The organism is Gammaproteobacteria bacterium, from assembly GCA_034522055.1.
Taxonomy (GTDB): domain Bacteria; phylum Pseudomonadota; class Gammaproteobacteria; order JAABTG01; family JAABTG01; genus JAABTG01.
In genome coordinates, this window is sequence record JAXHLS010000002.1 from 3111800 (window position 1) to 3128910 (window position 17111).

Below are 17111 nucleotides of genomic sequence, written 5' to 3' on the forward strand. Positions count from 1 at the left end.
ATCGTCCTCTCAGTGGTCGTGGCTGGCGCCGGATTTTTCGATATCCGCCTTGATGAGATAGCTGTTCTCCACCACGTAGGTGTCACCGGAATTCAGCCCCGACAACACTTCTGTGAAGCGGCCGTCGCTGCGGCCCAGCTCCAGCGGGCGAATCTCGTAGCTGTCATCCACTCGGATAAACACCACGGTCCAGTCGCGGAACGATTGCAGGGCGCGATTCTCCACCGCCAGCGGCACGTCGATCTTCTCCACCACAATGTCAGCCGAAACCAGTTGACCCGGCGTCCGGTTGCCCTGGGCGTTGTCGATTTTGGTCCGCGCTATCACGAAGGGTGCATTGTTACTGCTCGGCAGCAGGTGATCGATATTGGCCTGGTATTGGCTGCCTTCGCTGTCGATGCGAACGGTCTGACCGACGGCGATTTCCTGCCGCTGTCCCGGAAAGATTTTCAGTTCCACCCATAACGTATCCAGATTGGCGACGGAAAACAGGGACTGTGCCTCGGCCAACTCACCGACATTGACGTTGCGCTGGATGACGGTACCGGCGAAGGGCGCGCGAATAGCATAAGTCTGCAGGCTCTCATTGGACTCGATGGTGGCGAGCACCGCACCCTCTTGCACTGTATCTCCCAGGCTGGCTGCGACGCGCTTGACCAGTCCGGGGAATCGCGCCTTGATATGGGCGATGGTTTCCGGATTGGCAATCAACTGGCCATAACTGATAATGCGGCGCTCGATGGTAGCCGGGCCAGCCTCACGCGTGCCGATCCCGGCCTGCCCGGCCATGGCGGCGGAGATTTCCGTGCGTCCTTCGTGGGATTCCCAGGTCCATTGATGATCCTGGCCAGCGAGTGCCAGTTTCGCTGTCACATCAAAGGAGTGCGGTTCCTCCACCACGCCTTTGCCCAGCCAGTAATCCCCCTGATGGGTGAATGTGAACCGATCCACCTGCCCACCCAAACGGGTCAATTCGACGCTCAGTTCGGCGCCTTGGGTAACCGCATCGCCATCCCGGCTGAGCCAGGCGCGGTATTCGGGCGGGACGCCCTGTTCATAAATCGCCAGCTCCAGGGTGACATCGCCGTCTTCCAACAGCCTGCCTCCATTTGGTCCTTCTTCGGCGCTAGCGTCTTCAGCACCATGATCCTCTTCCGCGGCCTGCACCGGCCCCCACGCCAGGCACAGCATGCCGGCAATGATGAACAAAGCGTGTAGTCGTTTCATAATGAATGATCCTGTTCTGTCAGTAGCCGGAGCCACTTTCCGTGGCAGCCAGTGACTGCCCCGTGAGCTGTTCGATCAAGGCCTGGTTGAGCAGCGCCGTGGTGGCGGCATCTACCAGATCCCGTTGGGCGGCGAGCAGTTCCCGCTGCGCCGTCCGCCACTCCACATAGCTGTAACGGCCCTGCTCATAGGCGGTGCGAGTAAGATCCAGCGCCGCGCTCAGATCGGGAAGTACCCGGCTCTGCATGGCGTCCACCGTCGCCACCGCCTGCCGATGCAGGTGATACGCTTCGTAGAGTCGTGAACGCAGAACCAGCAGGGCGCTTTCTCGTCGCAAACTTACCTCGTCCCGTGCCGCCTGGGCCGCCTGTGCCTCGCCGCGATTGCGGCGACCGGAAAACAGAGGCACGGAAACACTCGCCACCAGCGCGGAATCGCCGGTTTCCTCCAGGTAGCGGGTACCCACCTGCCAGCGGACATTGCTGCGGGACTGGCTGCGAGCGAGTGCCAGTTCCGCCTCCCGCAGGCGCTCCTGACTGGCGAAGACCCGAATGTCGGGATTCTCGCGGGCGCGCTGGAACAGATCCGGGAAACCGTCAGCAGCGGTGAAGGCAAACAAGTCCCCTTGCAAGCGGGTAAAGTCCGCCGTCTCCTTGCCCAGCAGGGTGGCCAGGACCATGAGGCTGCTGTCGTGGGCGGCCCGCAGGCGATCCCGCTCCAGCCGGCTCTGGGTCAGTTGCGCCCGGGCACGCAGGACTTCCGCCTGGGGTGCGGCGCCTCGTTCGGCCCGCTGGCTGACGATGTTATGGCTGGACTCCTCCAGCTTCACCGCATCGTCGGCGAGTTGCAGTTTTTCCTGCAAGGTCAGGGCACTGATAAAACCTCGGGTGACATCGCCGAGCAGGCCGAGGGCTTCGGCGCGGCGTTCTGCCTCGACTAATGCATAACGCCCGGAGGCTACCTGGGTGCGCGCCTGGCGTTTGCCTCCCAGTTCGATAACCGAGGACAGTGAAAGGGTGTATTCCGCCCCGTCGAGTCCGTTGAGTTCCCCGGAACCGAGGACATTTTCCGCTTCAAAACCCAGTTCAAAGGCAGGATTCTGGTCAGCCGTCAGGCGTTTGCCTTCCAAGCCGATCAGTCTGGGAGTGAACACCTGCAGGGCAGGGTTTTGTGCCAGGGCCTGGAAAGCAGCCTGCGGCAATGTCAGGGTTTGCGCATCCGCGTCGGCGAACACTGCCAGTGGGCTGGAAAAAATCAGTCCCAATGCCAGAATAATGGCATGACGCCCACGGCGTGGGCGCCACAAAAAGTCGTCGTGATACATCGCATGATTCCTGTGAAATCAGAAGAAAAAACGATTCCTCCCAAATAAGAGGGAGGTTGATTCGCAGGATCAGGCTATGGGGGGGCGAAGAATGGTGTCGACGTAAGCGGAGGTATTTTGCGCGGTATAGCCCGGGACGACGTATTCTGTTATTAAAAGGGGAAGATCGAAAACATGCGTAGCCACCAATAAGTGGGAACCGTGGCAGTGGCTACCGTGACAATGGTCGGGCATGTCTGGTCGATCGCCGTTGCCTTGCCTGTCGGTAGTATTATCTGTCGCGGGGGAGGGTTCGCCGGTAGAGTGGTGCAAGTGCTCCTGATTGTGGTGAACATCACCCAACTGGGTCGGTAATATATCCGACGCAACGGTTTGGGTTTGCACCACTATCAGTATTGCGAACAGTATTATTGTCCAGGCTTTTGACATGAAATCGATCAGTTAAAAAAAAGTTTGGACATGGATGAAGGTCAACCTAGGAGACGCCCAAGGACGATCTCGGCGCCATGGTGCCATTGATCACTACTCTTCAGGCCGAGTACGAGGAAGCCAATGGCAAGGGCAGAGACCGTGACAAAAAGAGCGGGACGTTGGGGGATTGGCGGGCGCAACAGGCCCTCAACACGTGACGCCGTATCCGCCCCCGTGAAACCCGTCTCCACGGCGGCCACCGGGGGCGCGGTTGAACCGATCAATCGTGTCAAGTGGAGGATGGTTTCAGCGACTTGTAGTCTGTCACCCGACCGACTCGCGGCGATCTCGTCACAGGCCTGTTCGATGGCCAGCTGAAGATCACCCAGCATGCGGTGCCGTATAGACGATATATGCAGGCCAACGAACAGACCAGCGACAAACAACCTCAGCCCATCCCGGCGCCGTTGATGGGCGTACTCGTGATCAACCACGATAGCGACTGCACGAGGATGAACCGCTTGTAGCAACGCACTGGAAAGGAAGATCTGTGGCCGTATCAGACCGGCCGTGAACACAAAATGGCGTTGCGATGAAACAACACGTGCTATGGGGCTATCCGTTGAGGGTGTGCTCAGAGTAAGCAACATCCTCAGCTTACCGCGAGCCTTCCCGAAGCGAGCGCCTGCAGCGACCAGCCAGGCTGATGCCAGCGTCGCCAGGCCGCCTAATACACTCCACTCGATGATGCCGCCAACCACCCAAGGCGTGTGAATCACACACAGATGTATGTGGTGGTCATGGGCGCGGCAATGATCCACGCCAATTCCCAGCAAGTATGCCACTGAGGGGGAGAGCACCAGCAGCAGCAACATGCTGCTTAGCCACACGGGTACCGTTGCCCAGGCAAAAAGAAAGTTTGCGCGAGTTGCGGGCGCCATACGATTTAGCCAAGCGGCCACGGCCGGGTAAAGCACTGCGGAAACAACCACGATGCTCGCCCCTGCGCAGAGCAGTATCAGCAGGGAGGCGACAACGAGCCCGATCTCTGGTGTCACGATGGCGTGTCCCCGGACTCGGCGCGGCGTTCGGCGATCAGTCGTTCAAGCCGAGCCAGGTTTTCGTCATCGACTCTTGCCGCCAAGTCCACAAAGGCGGTGAGCATCGGTTCGAAGCGCCCCGATGAAAAGGTTTCGACCACGCCTTCGATCAGCCGCTCCATCAACTGTTCGCGGCGCACCGATGGGGTGTAGACGTAGGCATGACTGATCTTCTCGCGAGTCAGCAAATCCTTGCGGTACAGACGCTCCAACGTCGACTGCACGGTGTTGGGTGCGATACCCCGACGGCCACCAATGCGGCGGTGCACCGTCTTCGCATCGCTGGCGCCGTGGGTCCATAGTTCTTCGAGGACCGCGAGTTCGAGGTCACCGAAATAGGGCCTGAAAAGCATCGAAGGGGAGGAACCTCAAAGGCAAATGGAATGACGGCAGCTTATCCTGACAAAACAACGACCGTCAATCGGTGTTTGATGGGCTGCTTCGCTTTTCTTGGTGACGCCTTGAGCACCACGCCCTGTTCGGTCCTGGTTGAGGGTCTTCTGGGTGCAAGCATGTCGCCGCGCGTACACGTCGAGTCTACCGTCCCGGCCCAGGGCGTAGACGTTGTAGGCCTCCTTTCGTGGCCCCTCCATGTCCGGCGAGCCATGGGCATGCCCGGTACGGCCAGGCCGTGGATGTCGGGCCGTGCCGCCAGCATGCCTTGGATGACGTCGGTGGGCACGTGGCCCTCCACCACGTAGCCATCCACATAGGCCGTGTGACGGGACTGCAGGCGGCGGGGGATCCCGGCCTCGGCCTTGATGGGCTCGAGGTCCTGGACATCGCGGGCGTCCACGGTGAAGCCGTTGGCCTCGAGGTGCTCGACCCACTTGCTGCAGCAGTCGCAGGTGGGGCTCTTGTAGACCACCACCTCGGCGGCGGCGCCGTGGCGGGAGGTGAGGGCGAGGCCGGTGGCTACGGCGGCCAGCGCCAGCAGGCCTGATACCAGCAGGATTCGTGGCAGGGCCCGGGATGAAGTCTTCTTCGTCATGAAGTCCATGGATGGATCAGCGTATCAATCACGAAAGTGATTGAAATGCGTGTACCGGGCCCCGCATGTTAGCGGCTGAGTAAATCCGCGCATAAATGGCGAAGGTCGCAGTCGCGGGTTCAGGCGGCGTGACTCGGCCTCAGCGCGGATAGGTCGCCTCGACTCAAGCCAGGTCACGCCGCCGGGGTGGGCTTAAGAGTCGGCTCAGAAGATCAAGTCATCGTCGTCGACTTCAAAGGTCGTTATGCGGTCTTGTTGCATGAGTTCGACCAGCTGCCGATCGTATCGGCTCCAGATGGCATCGCGGAGTTCGTCGATAAAGTCATAGATCGCCAATGCCTGCTCTGGTGTCCAGTCGTCCGGTATCGGGGGATGGGTCATGGTTGGGCTCCTTTGTTGGATTTGGCTGCGGATTGGCGCCGCTGCGCCTGTTGCTGCTGTCGCTCCTTGGCCTCCTTGAGCCGGTAGGATTCACCTTCGATAGTGAGGATCTCGGAGCGGTGTACCAGCCGGTCCACGAGGGAGACCACGCAGGAGGCGTTGGGAAAGACTTCACCCCATTCGGCGAAGGGTCGGTTGGTGGTGACCAGGGTGGATTTCTCCTCGTAGCGGCGGGAGACGATCTCGAACAGCAGATCGGCATGGCGATTGGAGTAGGCGAGATACCCCACCTCGTCGACCGCTAGCAGTTGAGGGCGGGCGTAGCGGGCGAGGCGCCGCTTGAGGGCGCTGTCGCCATCCTGGGCGGCCAAGTCATTGAGCATCTGGCCGGCGCTGGTAAAGAGGACGCTGTGGCCGGCCAGCACCGCTTGATGGGCGATGTTGCGGGCCAGGGTGGATTTGCCGACCCCGTTGGGTCCCACCAGGATGATATTGACCGCCTCGGTAAGGAAGTCGAGGCGCATCAGCTCACTGACCAGTTCCCGGTCGCAACGGCTGGGCCAGCCCCAGTCGAAGTCGGCCAGGGGTTTGAAGCGGCCCAGCCGCGCCCCTTTCATGCGCCGCTCGAGGCTGCGGTCGGCACGTTCTTCCTCTTCCCACTGGATCAGGGACTCGACCCAGCCAGCGTCGGCGTGCTCCTCCCAATGGCTCAGCAGGCCATGGAGCTTGAGGGCCGTGGCCCGTTCTTTCAGGGATGGGTTAGGGATCATTGGGGCTCCTCCTGGGCGTCGTCTTCGGCTTCGGGCGGGGTGGACTGCAAGGCGTCGTAGCCGCCCAGATCATGGGTGCGTACCACCAGCCCCCTGGCGCGCGCGTGGTCGATGCGCACTCCCACCCGGGGCGGCTGGTTTCTCGCCTCGCGCCTCCGCTGCAGGGCGATGCGCACGCCGTTGGGGTGAGCGACCCCGTGGGCCAGGCTCTCCTGGATGGCCGCTTCCAGCTCGGGGGCGCCGTAGGCATCGAGGAGGCGCAGCAGGGCGGCGGTGATGGCGCCGAGGTTGTCGCCACGCTCAGCGGCCTGTATGAGTAACTGCCGGCTGGCCGGTGCGGCCTGGGCCAGGTGGTCCTGGCCGCGATGATGCCGGGCCTGGCGTTTGATCTGGACCAGTGCCTCGATGTGTTCCGGCTGTTCGATCTGCCGGCCCTTGTCGTAGCTGCGCGGGTGGCGGGCGATGACGTCTCCGCCGTCGAGGATCCGCACCTCGGTGGGTGAGGCCGAGACGGTGAGGGTGCGGCGCACATGGGTGTGGGGCACGCTGTAGTCGTTGCCCTCGAAGCGCGCGTAAGGGGTCTTGCCGATGTGGACCTCGACCCGCTCGTCGGTGGGATAGGGGTTATCGGGCAGCGCCAGCAGGGGCTCCTGCTCGAAGGCCTGGCGCACCGAGAGGGCACGGTCCTCCGGGCAGGGCCGGTCCATGGCCCAGCCGTTGCACCAGGCCTCGGCCTGGGCGTTGAGGTCATCGATGTCGGTCCATTGGCGGGCCGGCCAGAAATTATCGCGTATCGTGCGGATGGCGCGTTCCACCCGCCCCTTCTCGTTGCCCCGGGCCACCGCCACCGGACGGGGCTCGAAGCGGTAGTGGGCGGCGAACTCGAGCAAGGTGGGATGGAAGCGGATGGCCTCACCCTGGCGCTCCAGCACGGCGCTTTTGAGGTTGTCGTAGAGCAGGACCTTGGGCAGGCCGTTCGAGGCGGTGAAGGCCGCCTCATGGCCCCGCAGGAAGTTGGCCATCTTGGCATCGAGGAAGAAGCGCAAAAAATGCGCCGGGAGTAGCTGAGCACCATGACAAAGGCCATCAGGGCATGGGTTGCGCGGCCGATGGTGAGCTTGCCGAAATGGCCCCAGTCGATCTGTCCCTGGTCGCCGGGCAGGGTCTTCAGGCGCAGAAAGGCCTCGGGCCGGGGGCGTGGCCGGTAACAGGCGAGCTGATGGCGGAAGTGGTCGGGGCCGCCGGGGTAGCCCCGTTCACGCACCATGCCGTAGAGGCGGCTGGCGGTGAGCGTGGGGAACTGGGCCAGGGTGTCGGTGATGAACGGCAGATAAGGATCGATCATCGACGGCTGCGCAGCCCGCTCGACCTTCGGCATGCCGGCCTGGGAGAGCACCCGATTGACGACGTTGTGGTGTACGCCCAACTGGCTGGCAATGGTGCCCACCCGCCACTTCTCGACGTAGTGATAGCGCAGGATCTGCGCCTCTTGTTCTTTGCTGATGGCCAATGCGTTTCTCCTCATCTCGTGGCCGGCCGGCTCAAGGGGGCTGAGCCCGGGCGCCTGGTGGCCCCTGTCGGGTGACTGTTCCAAGCGCAGCAGCGGCGGTGGCGCGATGAAGCGGGCCGGTACGCAGGAAAGGTCCGCACTCACGGCCGCAGAAGTGGCAGCGAATGGGCGCCATCATCGGCGCGCCATCCGCACCGCGGCGGCCAGCCGGCCTCGCCGGAACGGGGGGTAGTGGATCATGAGGGGCGGGGCCGGGGAACCCTGATGCGTCACTTTCTGCCTTCTCGCCCGGTAGCGGCGTTGCCGCTCGGCATGCTTGTGCCGGCCCTGGCGGCTCTGCTGGTAGCGCCAGCCGGCGGCCCGCAGAGACGCGCTTCGTGCCACCTGCGCACACCCCTCAGGGCAATAGATGTTGCCGCGGTCACAGCCGCTGCAGATCATCACTTGACGGTGACAACGGGCGCAGTTGTACAGGCGTGCAGAGTTCTCCATCGGCGATCCAGGCCGATGAGGACTTGATTGTCAGGGGAAAACGAGAAATAGTGTGCGGGCTCGTGCTCTGCACGGCCCGGGGTGCGATACCGGGATCGACGGCCAAGTCAATTAGACCCGGTATCGCACCTGTCTCAACGGCCCCTCTTCATCTACCCGATTCCGGCACTCTTGTCACCGGTTGCTCGCGGCCGCCCGCCTGCCGGCTCAGCGACTGATTGGCCTACCAATCAATCCTTCGCCAGATATGCGCGGGTTTTTACAGCCAGCTACACCGCATGGTGGATTTTATCCTAGACGGATTAAATCATTTCCCTACGATGCATTGGGTGGACTCATCAAGTACGCAGGGCAGCTCGCGGGCCTTCGGCAGGGAACGCAGAAGGACAGGCCGACGGTGATCATCTGATGGCGGGTGAGCCGGGCTCGGGCGTGGTACGGTGACGGGCCGGCCGTGGCTGGCTCGAGCCGGCGTGCGGCGGAGCGCTCAGGCCTCGGTGCGGGCGTTCGGCTCGCGGCCGAAGCGCCTGTCCCGGTCGCGGGGGATGTAAAAGAGCTCCTTGCGGTAGAGGGGGCCAGCCGAGCCCCGGAAGTCGATCTCGCAGTCGAGCCAATCTATGCGTCCCCAGCTGGACTGCAGGACCTCGAAGGTGTGCAAATCGCTGCCTTTGGCGAAGCCGTAGCCTGGGCTCATGCTCCGTAGCATGAAATCCTCGTTGGGCTCGAGGCCCGCCACCGGGCATTGCCAAGGCCTCGTCGTAGGTAAGGTCGAAATACGCATTGCCGGCAAAGGCCAGGTGGTAGCGCGTATCCTGGACGATGGCGGTCGCGCTGCCGATATTCCTGATGGTGATATGGAAGACCTTCGGCCCGACTTTGACAGTTTCTAGGCACATTTCGGCTTCAATGGTGTCAACCACGCGGGTTTGCGGGCCGTTGGGCGGCAAAACCCTAGTCACATGGATCTTTGAGTTTTCTGCCTCGTCAGAAAAATTCGTGGGCGGTTTCCGGGACAGGTAATGCTCCAAGCGCATGATATAAAGCGATTTCTGCCGCATGATAAGTCCTGAAGCCATATGCTTTTCTGGTGGTCAGTTTCGCTTTGTTATTGAAACCTTCGACAATGCCGCTCGAAAACTGCTTTTTTGCCCGGAACCAGTTCAGCAGCAGGGGCCGATGGTTTCTCAGCATGCGGGCCACCTTCTTCATCGGCTTAATCTTGGAACGCATCGTTTTCGTACACCACTTATCCAGGAACTCACCGGCCCAATAGGGCGACTGATACGACCAGAAGAGCTGAAACTCCTCTTTGAGCAGATAGCTTCTGACCGACTTCAAATTGTACTGCAGCAGATCCGCCAGTTTGGTCTCCTGTTTCTCCGTCAGATTCTCCGGACGCTTGAGCAGCAGCCAGCGGGTCTTCGTCAGTACCGGATCGTAGCCTCTTTTCTTCAGCTCCTTGGCCTCCCCGGCCCGCACCTCATCGATCGCTTTACTCAAGTGCGCCATGATGTGGAACCGGTCCAGGATGTGGAGTGCACCTCCCGCCTTCTTGGCGATCACCCTCAGGTAGGGCTTCCACATATCGCTGCAGATATAGCGCAAATCGGCGGTTCGTTCCTTGCCAAGCCACCGGAAGAATCCCAACAAAGTTTTGACCTTCCGTTTCTTGCCGATCCACAGCAACCGTTTACAGCCAACGTCGATCTGGTAAACCAGCGTGAGGTACTTGTGGCCCCTCTGCCATTGGATCTCATCGATACCAATAGCTTTAATGCCCGACAGGTCTCTATGTTCCCGGCCCCAGGTGACAGCCATCTCGACCGAGCAGAACACATGGTCCCAACTGGTGCGAAAGGCTTCAGCGACTTCCTTCCAGCTCAGGCGTTTGGCCCAGCTCGCCAGAAACCAGGCATAGGCCTCGGTCAGGCGATGTTTGCCTTCGGCCCAAGGCATCCGCTCCACCACGATGCCACAGCTTGGACAGTCGACGCGGCGTGGCGCATAGAGAAAAAACACCTTAATACCCCACACCGGAATAAACTCAAATCTTCGAACCGGCAATGTGTCGTAACCCGGCCTGCGCCGGCCGCACCTCGAGCACTCCGGCCGCCCATTACCGCGAGGGTGGAGTTCGGCCTCGATTGTCGGCACCTCCGTGCCATCTACCCAACGGATGGCGCCGTACACAAAAGATTTGAATTTCTGGACTCGATTAAGGATAGTCTTGACTTGCATCCTCGCTCCTTTTTCTGATTGACGGTTGGTCGTACTTCCATCATCTCAGAGTTAGGGAGCAGGATGCGCTTCCCCTAATAAAATCTAAATTTGCATCCCTGGAGTGCTAGTTATCTACGTTTTTACCCACAAATTTTCCTGAAGAGCCAGTTTTCTCACCTTCACGGCTAATCTGCCGTGTATGTACCTTCGAGAGAGCAAACAGAAGCGGGCAGACGGCAGCGTCGTCTCCTACCTGCAGATCGCCGAGAACGTCTGGAACCCGAAGAAGCAGCGCTCACAGGCACGCATCGTCCACAACTGTGGACGCGGCGATGATCCTGAGGCGGTGGAGCGGCTCCGGCGGTTGGCCAAGAGCATCCTGCGCCGCTGCTCACCGCAGGAGATCATCGCCGACAGTCCCCAGTGGTCGCTGGTCTGCGCATGGCCCTACGGGGATGTCTACGTCCTGGAGGCGATCTGGCGACGGCTTGGGCTTGACCAAGTGATCCGCCGCCAGACGGCCAAGCGGCGCTTCGGCTTCGACATGGAGCGGGCGCTGTTCGCGATGGTCGCCAATCGGGCGTGCGCGCCAGCCTCCAAGCTCTACTGCCACGATCAGTGGCTCAAGGAGGACACCTACATCGCGGGTACCCGAGGGTTGGAACTCCAGCATCTCTACCGCGCGATGGACTTCCTCGAAGCGAACAAGGAGGCGCTTGAACGGGCGATCTACTTCCAGGTAGCGGATCTGCTCAACCTCGACGTGGACATCGTCTTCTACGACACGACCTCACTACACTTCGAGATAGACGAAGAGGACGAGGGCGACGAGCAGGGAAGGGTCCAGGGTAGCATCACCGCAGGCCAGCAGGACTATCCCGCACTGCGCAAGCGCGGTCACAGCAAGAACGGTCGTGGGGATGCCCCACAGCTCGTTGTCGGGCTGGCGGTGACCCGCGATGGCTTTCCGGTACGCCACTGGGTCTTTCCCGGCAACACGGTGGACGTGACGACGGTGAAGCAGGTCAAGGCGGATCTCAAGGGGTGGCAGCTGAGCCGCTGTCTGTTCGTCGGCGATGCCGGCATGGTCTCCCAGGACAACCTCGGCACCCTTTCCCGAGGAGGTGGCAAGTACCTGTTGGCGATGCCGATGAAGCGTGGCGACGAGGTGACCGAAGCGGTGCTCGGTCGACCGGGCCGCTACCGGAAGGTGGCGCAGAACCTGGAGGTCAAGGAGGTTGTGGTCGGTGACGGCGAACGGCGTCGGCGCTATGCGGTGTGCTTCAACCCGCAGGAGGCGCGGCGCCAGAAGCGCCATCGCGAACGGCTGATCCAGGAACTCGAAGCGGAACTGGCCAGCCTGTCGGAGCAACGCGAGAGCTACAGCAAGCGGGCCTGCGCATTACGCACCAGTCGACGCTACGGACGGCTGCTGAGGGAGACCCGCAGCGGACTGGCCATCGACCGTAACGCGATCAAGGCACTCGAACGGTGCGACGGCAAGTTCGTCGTGCACAGCAACGACGACACCCTGAGCGCCGAGGACATGGCGCTGGGTTACAAGCAACAGCAACGTGTGGAAGAGGCGTGGCGGACACTGAAGAGCGGGTTGAAGATGCGTCCGGTCTATCACTGGGCACCCCATCGCATTCACGCCCACATCGCCATCACCGTTCTCTCACTGCTCCTCGAGCGGGTGATCGAACACGCCAGCGAGGATACGTGGCGCAACATCCGCGACGATCTGAAACAGATCCAATTGGCGCAATTGTTCAGCCCCAACGGGACCGTCTGGCAAGTCACCGATCCGCGTCCGGACGCGTCTAAGCGACTGAAACGATTGAAACTCCCTCCCCCGAAGCCCATGTTGGATCTGGCCTAATCGGGCTCCCAATCCTAGTGACACACCGATTTTCGGCATCCCGCTGAAAGCTTTCTGCTGCGCGGCTTTGCGGCGAGGGTGTTACTAGAAACTGTCAAAGTCGGGTTCGGCCGCGGCTGGGCCTCGAGCACGGACCCTGGCCTCGCCTCGGCCGATCTCTCGTAGACCACGTGGGGCCGAAACCCCTCTATCACTTGCCGGCGGGTGTAGAATAGGGGCCCGAGCGCCACCAGCAGGGTCAGCCCGGTGCTGACATCGAACAGATCGAGGTTACAGAACCACGTCCAGGTCTCTCCTTTCGCCGCGTTGGCGGATACCAGTTTGGCGCCGCCGTGTTCAATTGGGGAACATCCCAGCCAGTCGCGCAGGTGCTCGCTCAGGAGTTCCCCGAACTCGGAATGGATGTCGAAGGTAGCTTCGGTCATTCTTGCCATCGTATCAGCCGGCGCGAGGCCTCCGTGATAGGCCCACCCGCCTTCTCCATCGAAGATCTAAACAGATACCAACCGCCGCAGTCATCGCAATGCATCTTTCATGGATTCCGCGCCGCCCCACAATGCCGGCAGGTCGTGCGGCGGCGGCCTCTGCGCAGACCCTCTGTTCGTCCGCCACAGTGTCGACAGCGAAAGCGTTGATGCAGTTGACAGCTGGGGCATCTCGCATCGGTTTCCTCGACAGGCGTAATGAACTCGGTCGAACAGCGCGGGCATTGCCGCTCGTGCCAGAGTTGCATCTCCAGGAGTCGCGGGACGAAGGCGACCTGGGAGATCCCGAGGAGATCCTCCTGGATAACCTGCCGGTAGATATCGTAGAGGTCGATCAGGATGCGGGCTGGCCGGTTGTTGGTATTGCGCAGGTGTTTGTGAATACGCCACACGATAGCCGCGTGGAGCATGCGCCGCTCGCTTTTCAGAAACCAGGCGTCGGTGAACGGGAACTGCCCGGGCGGCGAGGGTCGACCGTGAATCTGCCGGTACAGTCGATTCGCGGTCTTCTTGTCCAGCTTCGTCAACTGACAGACCAACCCTGTCCGGGCCCCCAATTCCATGAGCCGGGTCGCATCGAGGACCGCCACCGTCTTCTTCCAGGCCGGATCGGCGGCGAGTCGGGCGGTGATGATCCGTTCCGGACCGTGGGCAACGATGGAATCCATTCCTGTGCGCATGAGGGTCGCTGGCTGCCGGGAATGCGTATGGGCTAGTCGGCTGTGAGCAGGCCGGCGTGCTCGAGGACTGCTTGGAGTTCGTCGCCGTCGTCGTCGGTCAACGCTGTGAGCAGTCGCTCCCACCACCAGTCGTCCAGCCTGGGGGACACCAGGGGCGGTTTAAACGCCGCGACGCGAGAAAGGCCGGCCGGTGTGACCTCCGCGAGGCGCGCGGCGAGCTCCTCGGGGATACCCAGGAGCAAGGCAGAGCCGTGCAGGTTTTCCCGTGCCAGATCGCGCGCCTGGATCAAATACTCCAGATTCAGGCGTGAGAAATCGTACTCTGTCATCTGCCAATTCCCTGTCGTTTTTCTCGACTAGCGCTGGACCCACTACAATCCTAGGCAGGCCCTGTTGGATCGGGGCCGGCCGGGCGTTGCGATAGGATCTCAAAGTTTGTAATAATTACAAGGTAGATAAGATACTTTGAGCGGGAGGAGCAAACAGATACTAGGGGATTCGCCCATCGGGTTGGTTCTAAGGGCGCTACGGGTTACTCGGGGCGTGTCGTTGGAGGAGACGGCACGTTTGGCGGACGTATCGGCGGCGAACCTGTCGCGCACCGAGCGGGGCTTGCCGGGAGGTGTTCATCCACGCCATCTCGAGCGCATTTCCGGCGTGTTCGGCACCAGCGTCGTGGCCCTTTACGCGCTGGCCGAAGCGGTCGCTGAGAAACCCGAGCTATTGGACGATCCGGCAGAGGTCGCCGCACTCACCGACCGACTCGCCGAGTTGCAGCGGGCTTACCTTCGGGCGTCTCCGGATCGACGCTGCGAAGTGGACCGGATTCTGGGCCTTTGACGGAGCGCGGCATGGACATTGGCCAGCTCGTCTGTAGTACTCGGCTTCCGTCACCGGCGCCCGTGGTGCTCAAGCTCTTCGACGAGATCGAGAGCGGTGGCGCAGACGATATCGCCCGCATCATCGAATCGGATCCGGCGATAACGGCACGCCTCTTGCGGCTCGCGAACTCGGCCTTCTACGTCAAGACGCCGGTGGGTTCGGTCCGTGAGGCGGTGGTGAGGGTTGGGACCCTGGACGTCGCGGGCCTGGTGCTCTCAACCGAGGTGGTGCGGATCTTCAGGGGGATCTCTGAAAGGGCGTTCAGCATGGAGACATTCTGGGACCACAGCTTGTTGACCGCTTGTTACGCCAATGCCCTGATGCGGCCGGGATTGCAGCAAAAGGCGGCGCCGATCTGGGTGTGCGGCCTGCTACACGATATCGGCAAGTTGTGCCTGGTACGCCAGGCGCCCAATGCCTACCGGACGGTGCTCGACCGGGTCGAGGCCGGGACCCCACTGCTGGAGGCCGAGAATGAGATCCTGGGTGTCACCCACGCAAAGATTGGTGGCGTGCTGCTTCAGGAGTGGCGGCTCCCGGCGGTGTTGGCGGCCTGTGCAGAGGGACATCACGCGGGTTATGACGGGCTCGATTCGCCCAGTAGCGTAGTGGCGGCCGCCAACGAAGTGGCGAATCAGGAAAAGGAGGTGAAAGACCTCCCGGGCAGGACGGAAGCAGAGGCTGAGCAGGTGACTGCGGGTGCTCGGCGGCTCTACGACGGATACCGGCAGTTATTTTCGGAGTACTGGATATGATCGAGATCCTAGTGGCAGACGACCAGGGGATGATGCGCACCCTGCTCAGCGGGGTGTGCAATAACGCCCAGGACATGACGGTCGTCGGTGCGGCCAAGACGGGGGAGGAGGCCATCAAGATGGCGCATGCGATGAAGCCGGACATCGCATTGGTCGATATCAAGCTGCCCGGCATTTCGGGTCTCGAGGTCACGCGCCGCCTGTCGCGCCAGCTCCCGGAGATACGGATCATCGTACTCACCGGACTGGTAGAACGCGGCTTCGCCATACGCGCCGTCGCGGCAGGCGCGAAAGGGTTTCTGACCAAGCAAGCCGTTGTTCATGAGCTCGTGCGGACCATTCGAGCGGTCTACGCCGGCGGCTGTTACGTGGATGCCGGCCTGGCACAACAGATCGCCCTGGACTACGTCCATCGGGAGGATGCCGCCGTCGATTCATTGTCCGATCGGGAAATGGACGTCCTGTTACTGATGCTCCGCGGTCAGACAGCCGCCGAGATCTCCGACCGACTCGCCCTGGCAGCGAAGACGGTAGAGCACCATCGGCGCAGTATCCGGCGTAAGCTCAATGTCGCGACCGATGCACAGCTCGGTATCGTCGCGGCACGTTACGGTTTGGATCCGATGGTCGAGGGGGGCGGCGGATCGATGGGCTTGGGGGATCGAGGTTGAGCGCGACTCGGCGATTCCGGCATTCCACGATACGGTTGAAGTATGCTCCCCTATTCGGTGTTGGCGGGATCCCTGGCCGACGTCGACTCATCCACCCCCGAAGCGCGCCCTGAGCCTCAAGGAGAGCTGATCCCTGGCCCCCGGTCATGGCGGGCTCCTGGACCGAGGGGACTCGACGTCCCACACCACGCCGCTGTTTCTCCACGACATTCGCCATCTCCACGACGGAGATGCATACCGTTCATGGTGGTCATCGGCCAGAACGTCCGCAAACCCGAGTGACAGCCTCGAAACGACCACGCAGGCATCGTCGCCCATCGCAACAGCCATCTCGAACCCCTGGTCCCGTTGACGCCCTTTCCCCAACGGTCGCCGGGCAAGCGGCGTCCCATCGCGGCTGCGGATAATTTCCGGGCCAACCGCGGGCGCGCGTGATGTCCCTCTAGATCCAGAGGCCAGGCCAGGCTCACCCAAGGGCGCGGCCCTGTTCTTCCCTTCCCTTTGCGGCGTGTTCCCGGGCGAACCCCTGGTGTGGTCGGGCGAGCCCAGCACGTAAATGAGGCGCCGGCTTATCGCTTGGCGCATCGACCCTTGACGGCATGCGGCCGAAAAAGGCTGGAAAGCCCCTCGTTCAAGTGCCGCTTTCGGACAGGTTAAACCCCCAGCCACGGACTAGGATCGAGACCATGAAAGGACACACCAGTACCCAGGACGGACCAGGGATCGATATTGGTACCTACCATTACCTGCTGCAGCACTTCGGGCCACTCATGAAGGTGGAGCACGTGGCCACGGTCCTGCACACCACGCCCAAGGGACTGCGCATGGCCCTGGATCGCCGCTCGCATCCCTTCACCGAGGCGCTGGCCAACGCGCGGCGCCGCCACGGGCGCCGGGTCTACTTCGATTCGCGGCTCGTCGCCGAACTCATCAACAACGTCCACGGCCCGATGGCCGAAGGCGATCGGTGAGCCGGTGCGTCGCGCGCACGGGCCAGCCGCCACCACAGCGAAGAATAGCGAGCCATGAATACGGACTTTTCGAAACTCAATCTTCAATACCTCATCCAGGCCCGCGATCTCGCGCATCAGGCACCCCAGTGCGCCGGTGCGTTGATGGGGGTGCCGATCCAGTGGGTGGAACAGATCGGGGCTCTGAAGCCCGACGATCTGGCCCGCTCCATCGACATCCGGATCCCACTCCTCGTACCCCGCCGCGAGTCCTGGTGGTGGACGCGGCTGTTCCAGGCCCTGCAGTCGGGCAGGACCGCCGAGGTGGACGCGGTGCTGGCTCACGCCGGCCTGTTGTCCGCACCCTGAGGGGTGGGACG

At 62.0% G+C, this 17111-nt stretch carries 19 protein-coding genes and 1 pseudogene; 6 read left to right on the top strand and 14 right to left on the bottom strand.

What is annotated here, in order from left to right; translation table 11 throughout:
• Positions 1-9: 9 nt before the first annotated feature.
• The 11 genes and pseudogenes from U5S82_15040 to U5S82_15090 all read right to left on the bottom strand — a co-directional run bounded on the left by U5S82_15040 (position 10) and on the right by U5S82_15090 (position 10444).
• Complete coding sequence (locus U5S82_15040; GenBank protein ID MDZ7752930.1) at positions 10-1227, bottom strand: efflux RND transporter periplasmic adaptor subunit; 1218 nt, start codon at positions 1225-1227, stop codon at positions 10-12.
• A 19-nt stretch (positions 1228-1246) separates the two neighbouring features.
• Positions 1247-2551, bottom strand: a complete 1305-nt coding sequence (locus U5S82_15045; GenBank protein ID MDZ7752931.1) for a TolC family protein — start codon at positions 2549-2551, stop codon at positions 1247-1249.
• A 470-nt stretch (positions 2552-3021) separates the two neighbouring features.
• Entirely contained in the window at positions 3022-4020 is a 999-nt protein-coding gene (locus U5S82_15050) for a M56 family metallopeptidase (GenBank protein MDZ7752932.1), read from the bottom strand.
• The gene (locus U5S82_15055; protein ID MDZ7752933.1) at positions 4017-4415 is read right to left on the bottom strand and encodes a BlaI/MecI/CopY family transcriptional regulator; all 399 of its coding nucleotides are present in this window, start codon (positions 4413-4415) and stop codon (positions 4017-4019) included. The genes U5S82_15050 and U5S82_15055 overlap by 4 nt, the downstream gene beginning before the upstream one ends.
• Positions 4416-4456: 41 nt before the next feature.
• Positions 4457-5062: a DUF411 domain-containing protein gene (locus tag U5S82_15060; protein ID MDZ7752934.1), complete on the bottom strand. Its 606-nt coding sequence runs from the start codon at positions 5060-5062 to the stop codon at positions 4457-4459.
• 195 nt (positions 5063-5257) lie between these two features.
• Entirely contained in the window at positions 5258-5434 is a 177-nt protein-coding gene (locus U5S82_15065; protein ID MDZ7752935.1) for a hypothetical protein, read from the bottom strand.
• Entirely contained in the window at positions 5431-6204 is a 774-nt protein-coding gene (istB, locus tag U5S82_15070; protein ID MDZ7752936.1) for an IS21-like element helper ATPase IstB, read from the bottom strand. Before istB ends, U5S82_15065 begins: the two co-directional genes overlap by 4 nt.
• Positions 6201-7729, bottom strand: a pseudogene (istA, locus tag U5S82_15075) (IS21 family transposase). The gene istB and the pseudogene istA overlap by 4 nt, the downstream one beginning before the upstream one ends.
• 159 nt (positions 7730-7888) lie before the next feature.
• Positions 7889-8206 (bottom strand): hypothetical protein, encoded by a 318-nt coding sequence (locus U5S82_15080; GenBank protein ID MDZ7752937.1) that lies wholly within the window; start codon positions 8204-8206, stop codon positions 7889-7891.
• A 487-nt stretch (positions 8207-8693) separates the two neighbouring features.
• Entirely contained in the window at positions 8694-8900 is a 207-nt protein-coding gene (locus U5S82_15085; GenBank protein MDZ7752938.1) for a hypothetical protein, read from the bottom strand.
• Between the two features lie 290 nt (positions 8901-9190).
• Entirely contained in the window at positions 9191-10444 is a 1254-nt protein-coding gene (locus tag U5S82_15090; protein ID MDZ7752939.1) for an ISL3 family transposase, read from the bottom strand.
• 181 nt (positions 10445-10625) lie between these two features.
• Between U5S82_15090 and U5S82_15095 the strand changes: the two genes are divergently transcribed.
• Complete coding sequence (locus U5S82_15095) at positions 10626-12308, top strand: IS1634 family transposase (GenBank protein ID MDZ7752940.1); 1683 nt, start codon at positions 10626-10628, stop codon at positions 12306-12308.
• A 14-nt stretch (positions 12309-12322) separates the two neighbouring features.
• Here U5S82_15095 and U5S82_15100 read toward each other — a convergent pair whose 3' ends face one another.
• The 3 genes from U5S82_15100 to U5S82_15110 form a co-directional block, all read right to left on the bottom strand.
• Entirely contained in the window at positions 12323-12733 is a 411-nt protein-coding gene (locus U5S82_15100) for a hypothetical protein (GenBank protein ID MDZ7752941.1), read from the bottom strand.
• A 107-nt stretch (positions 12734-12840) separates the two neighbouring features.
• Complete coding sequence (locus tag U5S82_15105; GenBank protein MDZ7752942.1) at positions 12841-13461, bottom strand: FlhC family transcriptional regulator; 621 nt, start codon at positions 13459-13461, stop codon at positions 12841-12843.
• Positions 13462-13505: 44 nt separating this feature from the next.
• The gene (locus U5S82_15110; protein MDZ7752943.1) at positions 13506-13802 is read right to left on the bottom strand and encodes a flagellar transcriptional regulator FlhD; all 297 of its coding nucleotides are present in this window, start codon (positions 13800-13802) and stop codon (positions 13506-13508) included.
• 181 nt (positions 13803-13983) lie between these two features.
• Here U5S82_15110 and U5S82_15115 point away from each other — a divergent pair, with 181 nt between their 5' ends.
• The 5 genes from U5S82_15115 to U5S82_15135 all read left to right on the top strand — a co-directional run bounded on the left by U5S82_15115 (position 13984) and on the right by U5S82_15135 (position 17100).
• The gene (locus U5S82_15115) at positions 13984-14313 is read left to right on the top strand and encodes a helix-turn-helix transcriptional regulator (GenBank protein ID MDZ7752944.1); all 330 of its coding nucleotides are present in this window, start codon (positions 13984-13986) and stop codon (positions 14311-14313) included.
• Between the two features lie 11 nt (positions 14314-14324).
• On the top strand, positions 14325-15110 hold the full coding sequence (locus tag U5S82_15120) for an HDOD domain-containing protein (GenBank protein ID MDZ7752945.1): 786 nt from the start codon (positions 14325-14327) through the stop codon (positions 15108-15110).
• Positions 15107-15781 (top strand): response regulator transcription factor, encoded by a 675-nt coding sequence (locus U5S82_15125; GenBank protein ID MDZ7752946.1) that lies wholly within the window; start codon positions 15107-15109, stop codon positions 15779-15781. Before U5S82_15120 ends, U5S82_15125 begins: the two co-directional genes overlap by 4 nt.
• Before the next feature lie 686 nt (positions 15782-16467).
• A complete protein-coding gene (locus tag U5S82_15130) occupies positions 16468-16752 on the top strand; it encodes a hypothetical protein (protein ID MDZ7752947.1) in 285 nt (94 codons plus the stop codon).
• A 54-nt stretch (positions 16753-16806) separates the two neighbouring features.
• Positions 16807-17100, top strand: a complete 294-nt coding sequence (locus U5S82_15135) for a hypothetical protein (GenBank protein ID MDZ7752948.1) — start codon at positions 16807-16809, stop codon at positions 17098-17100.
• Positions 17101-17111: the final 11 nt, after the last annotated feature.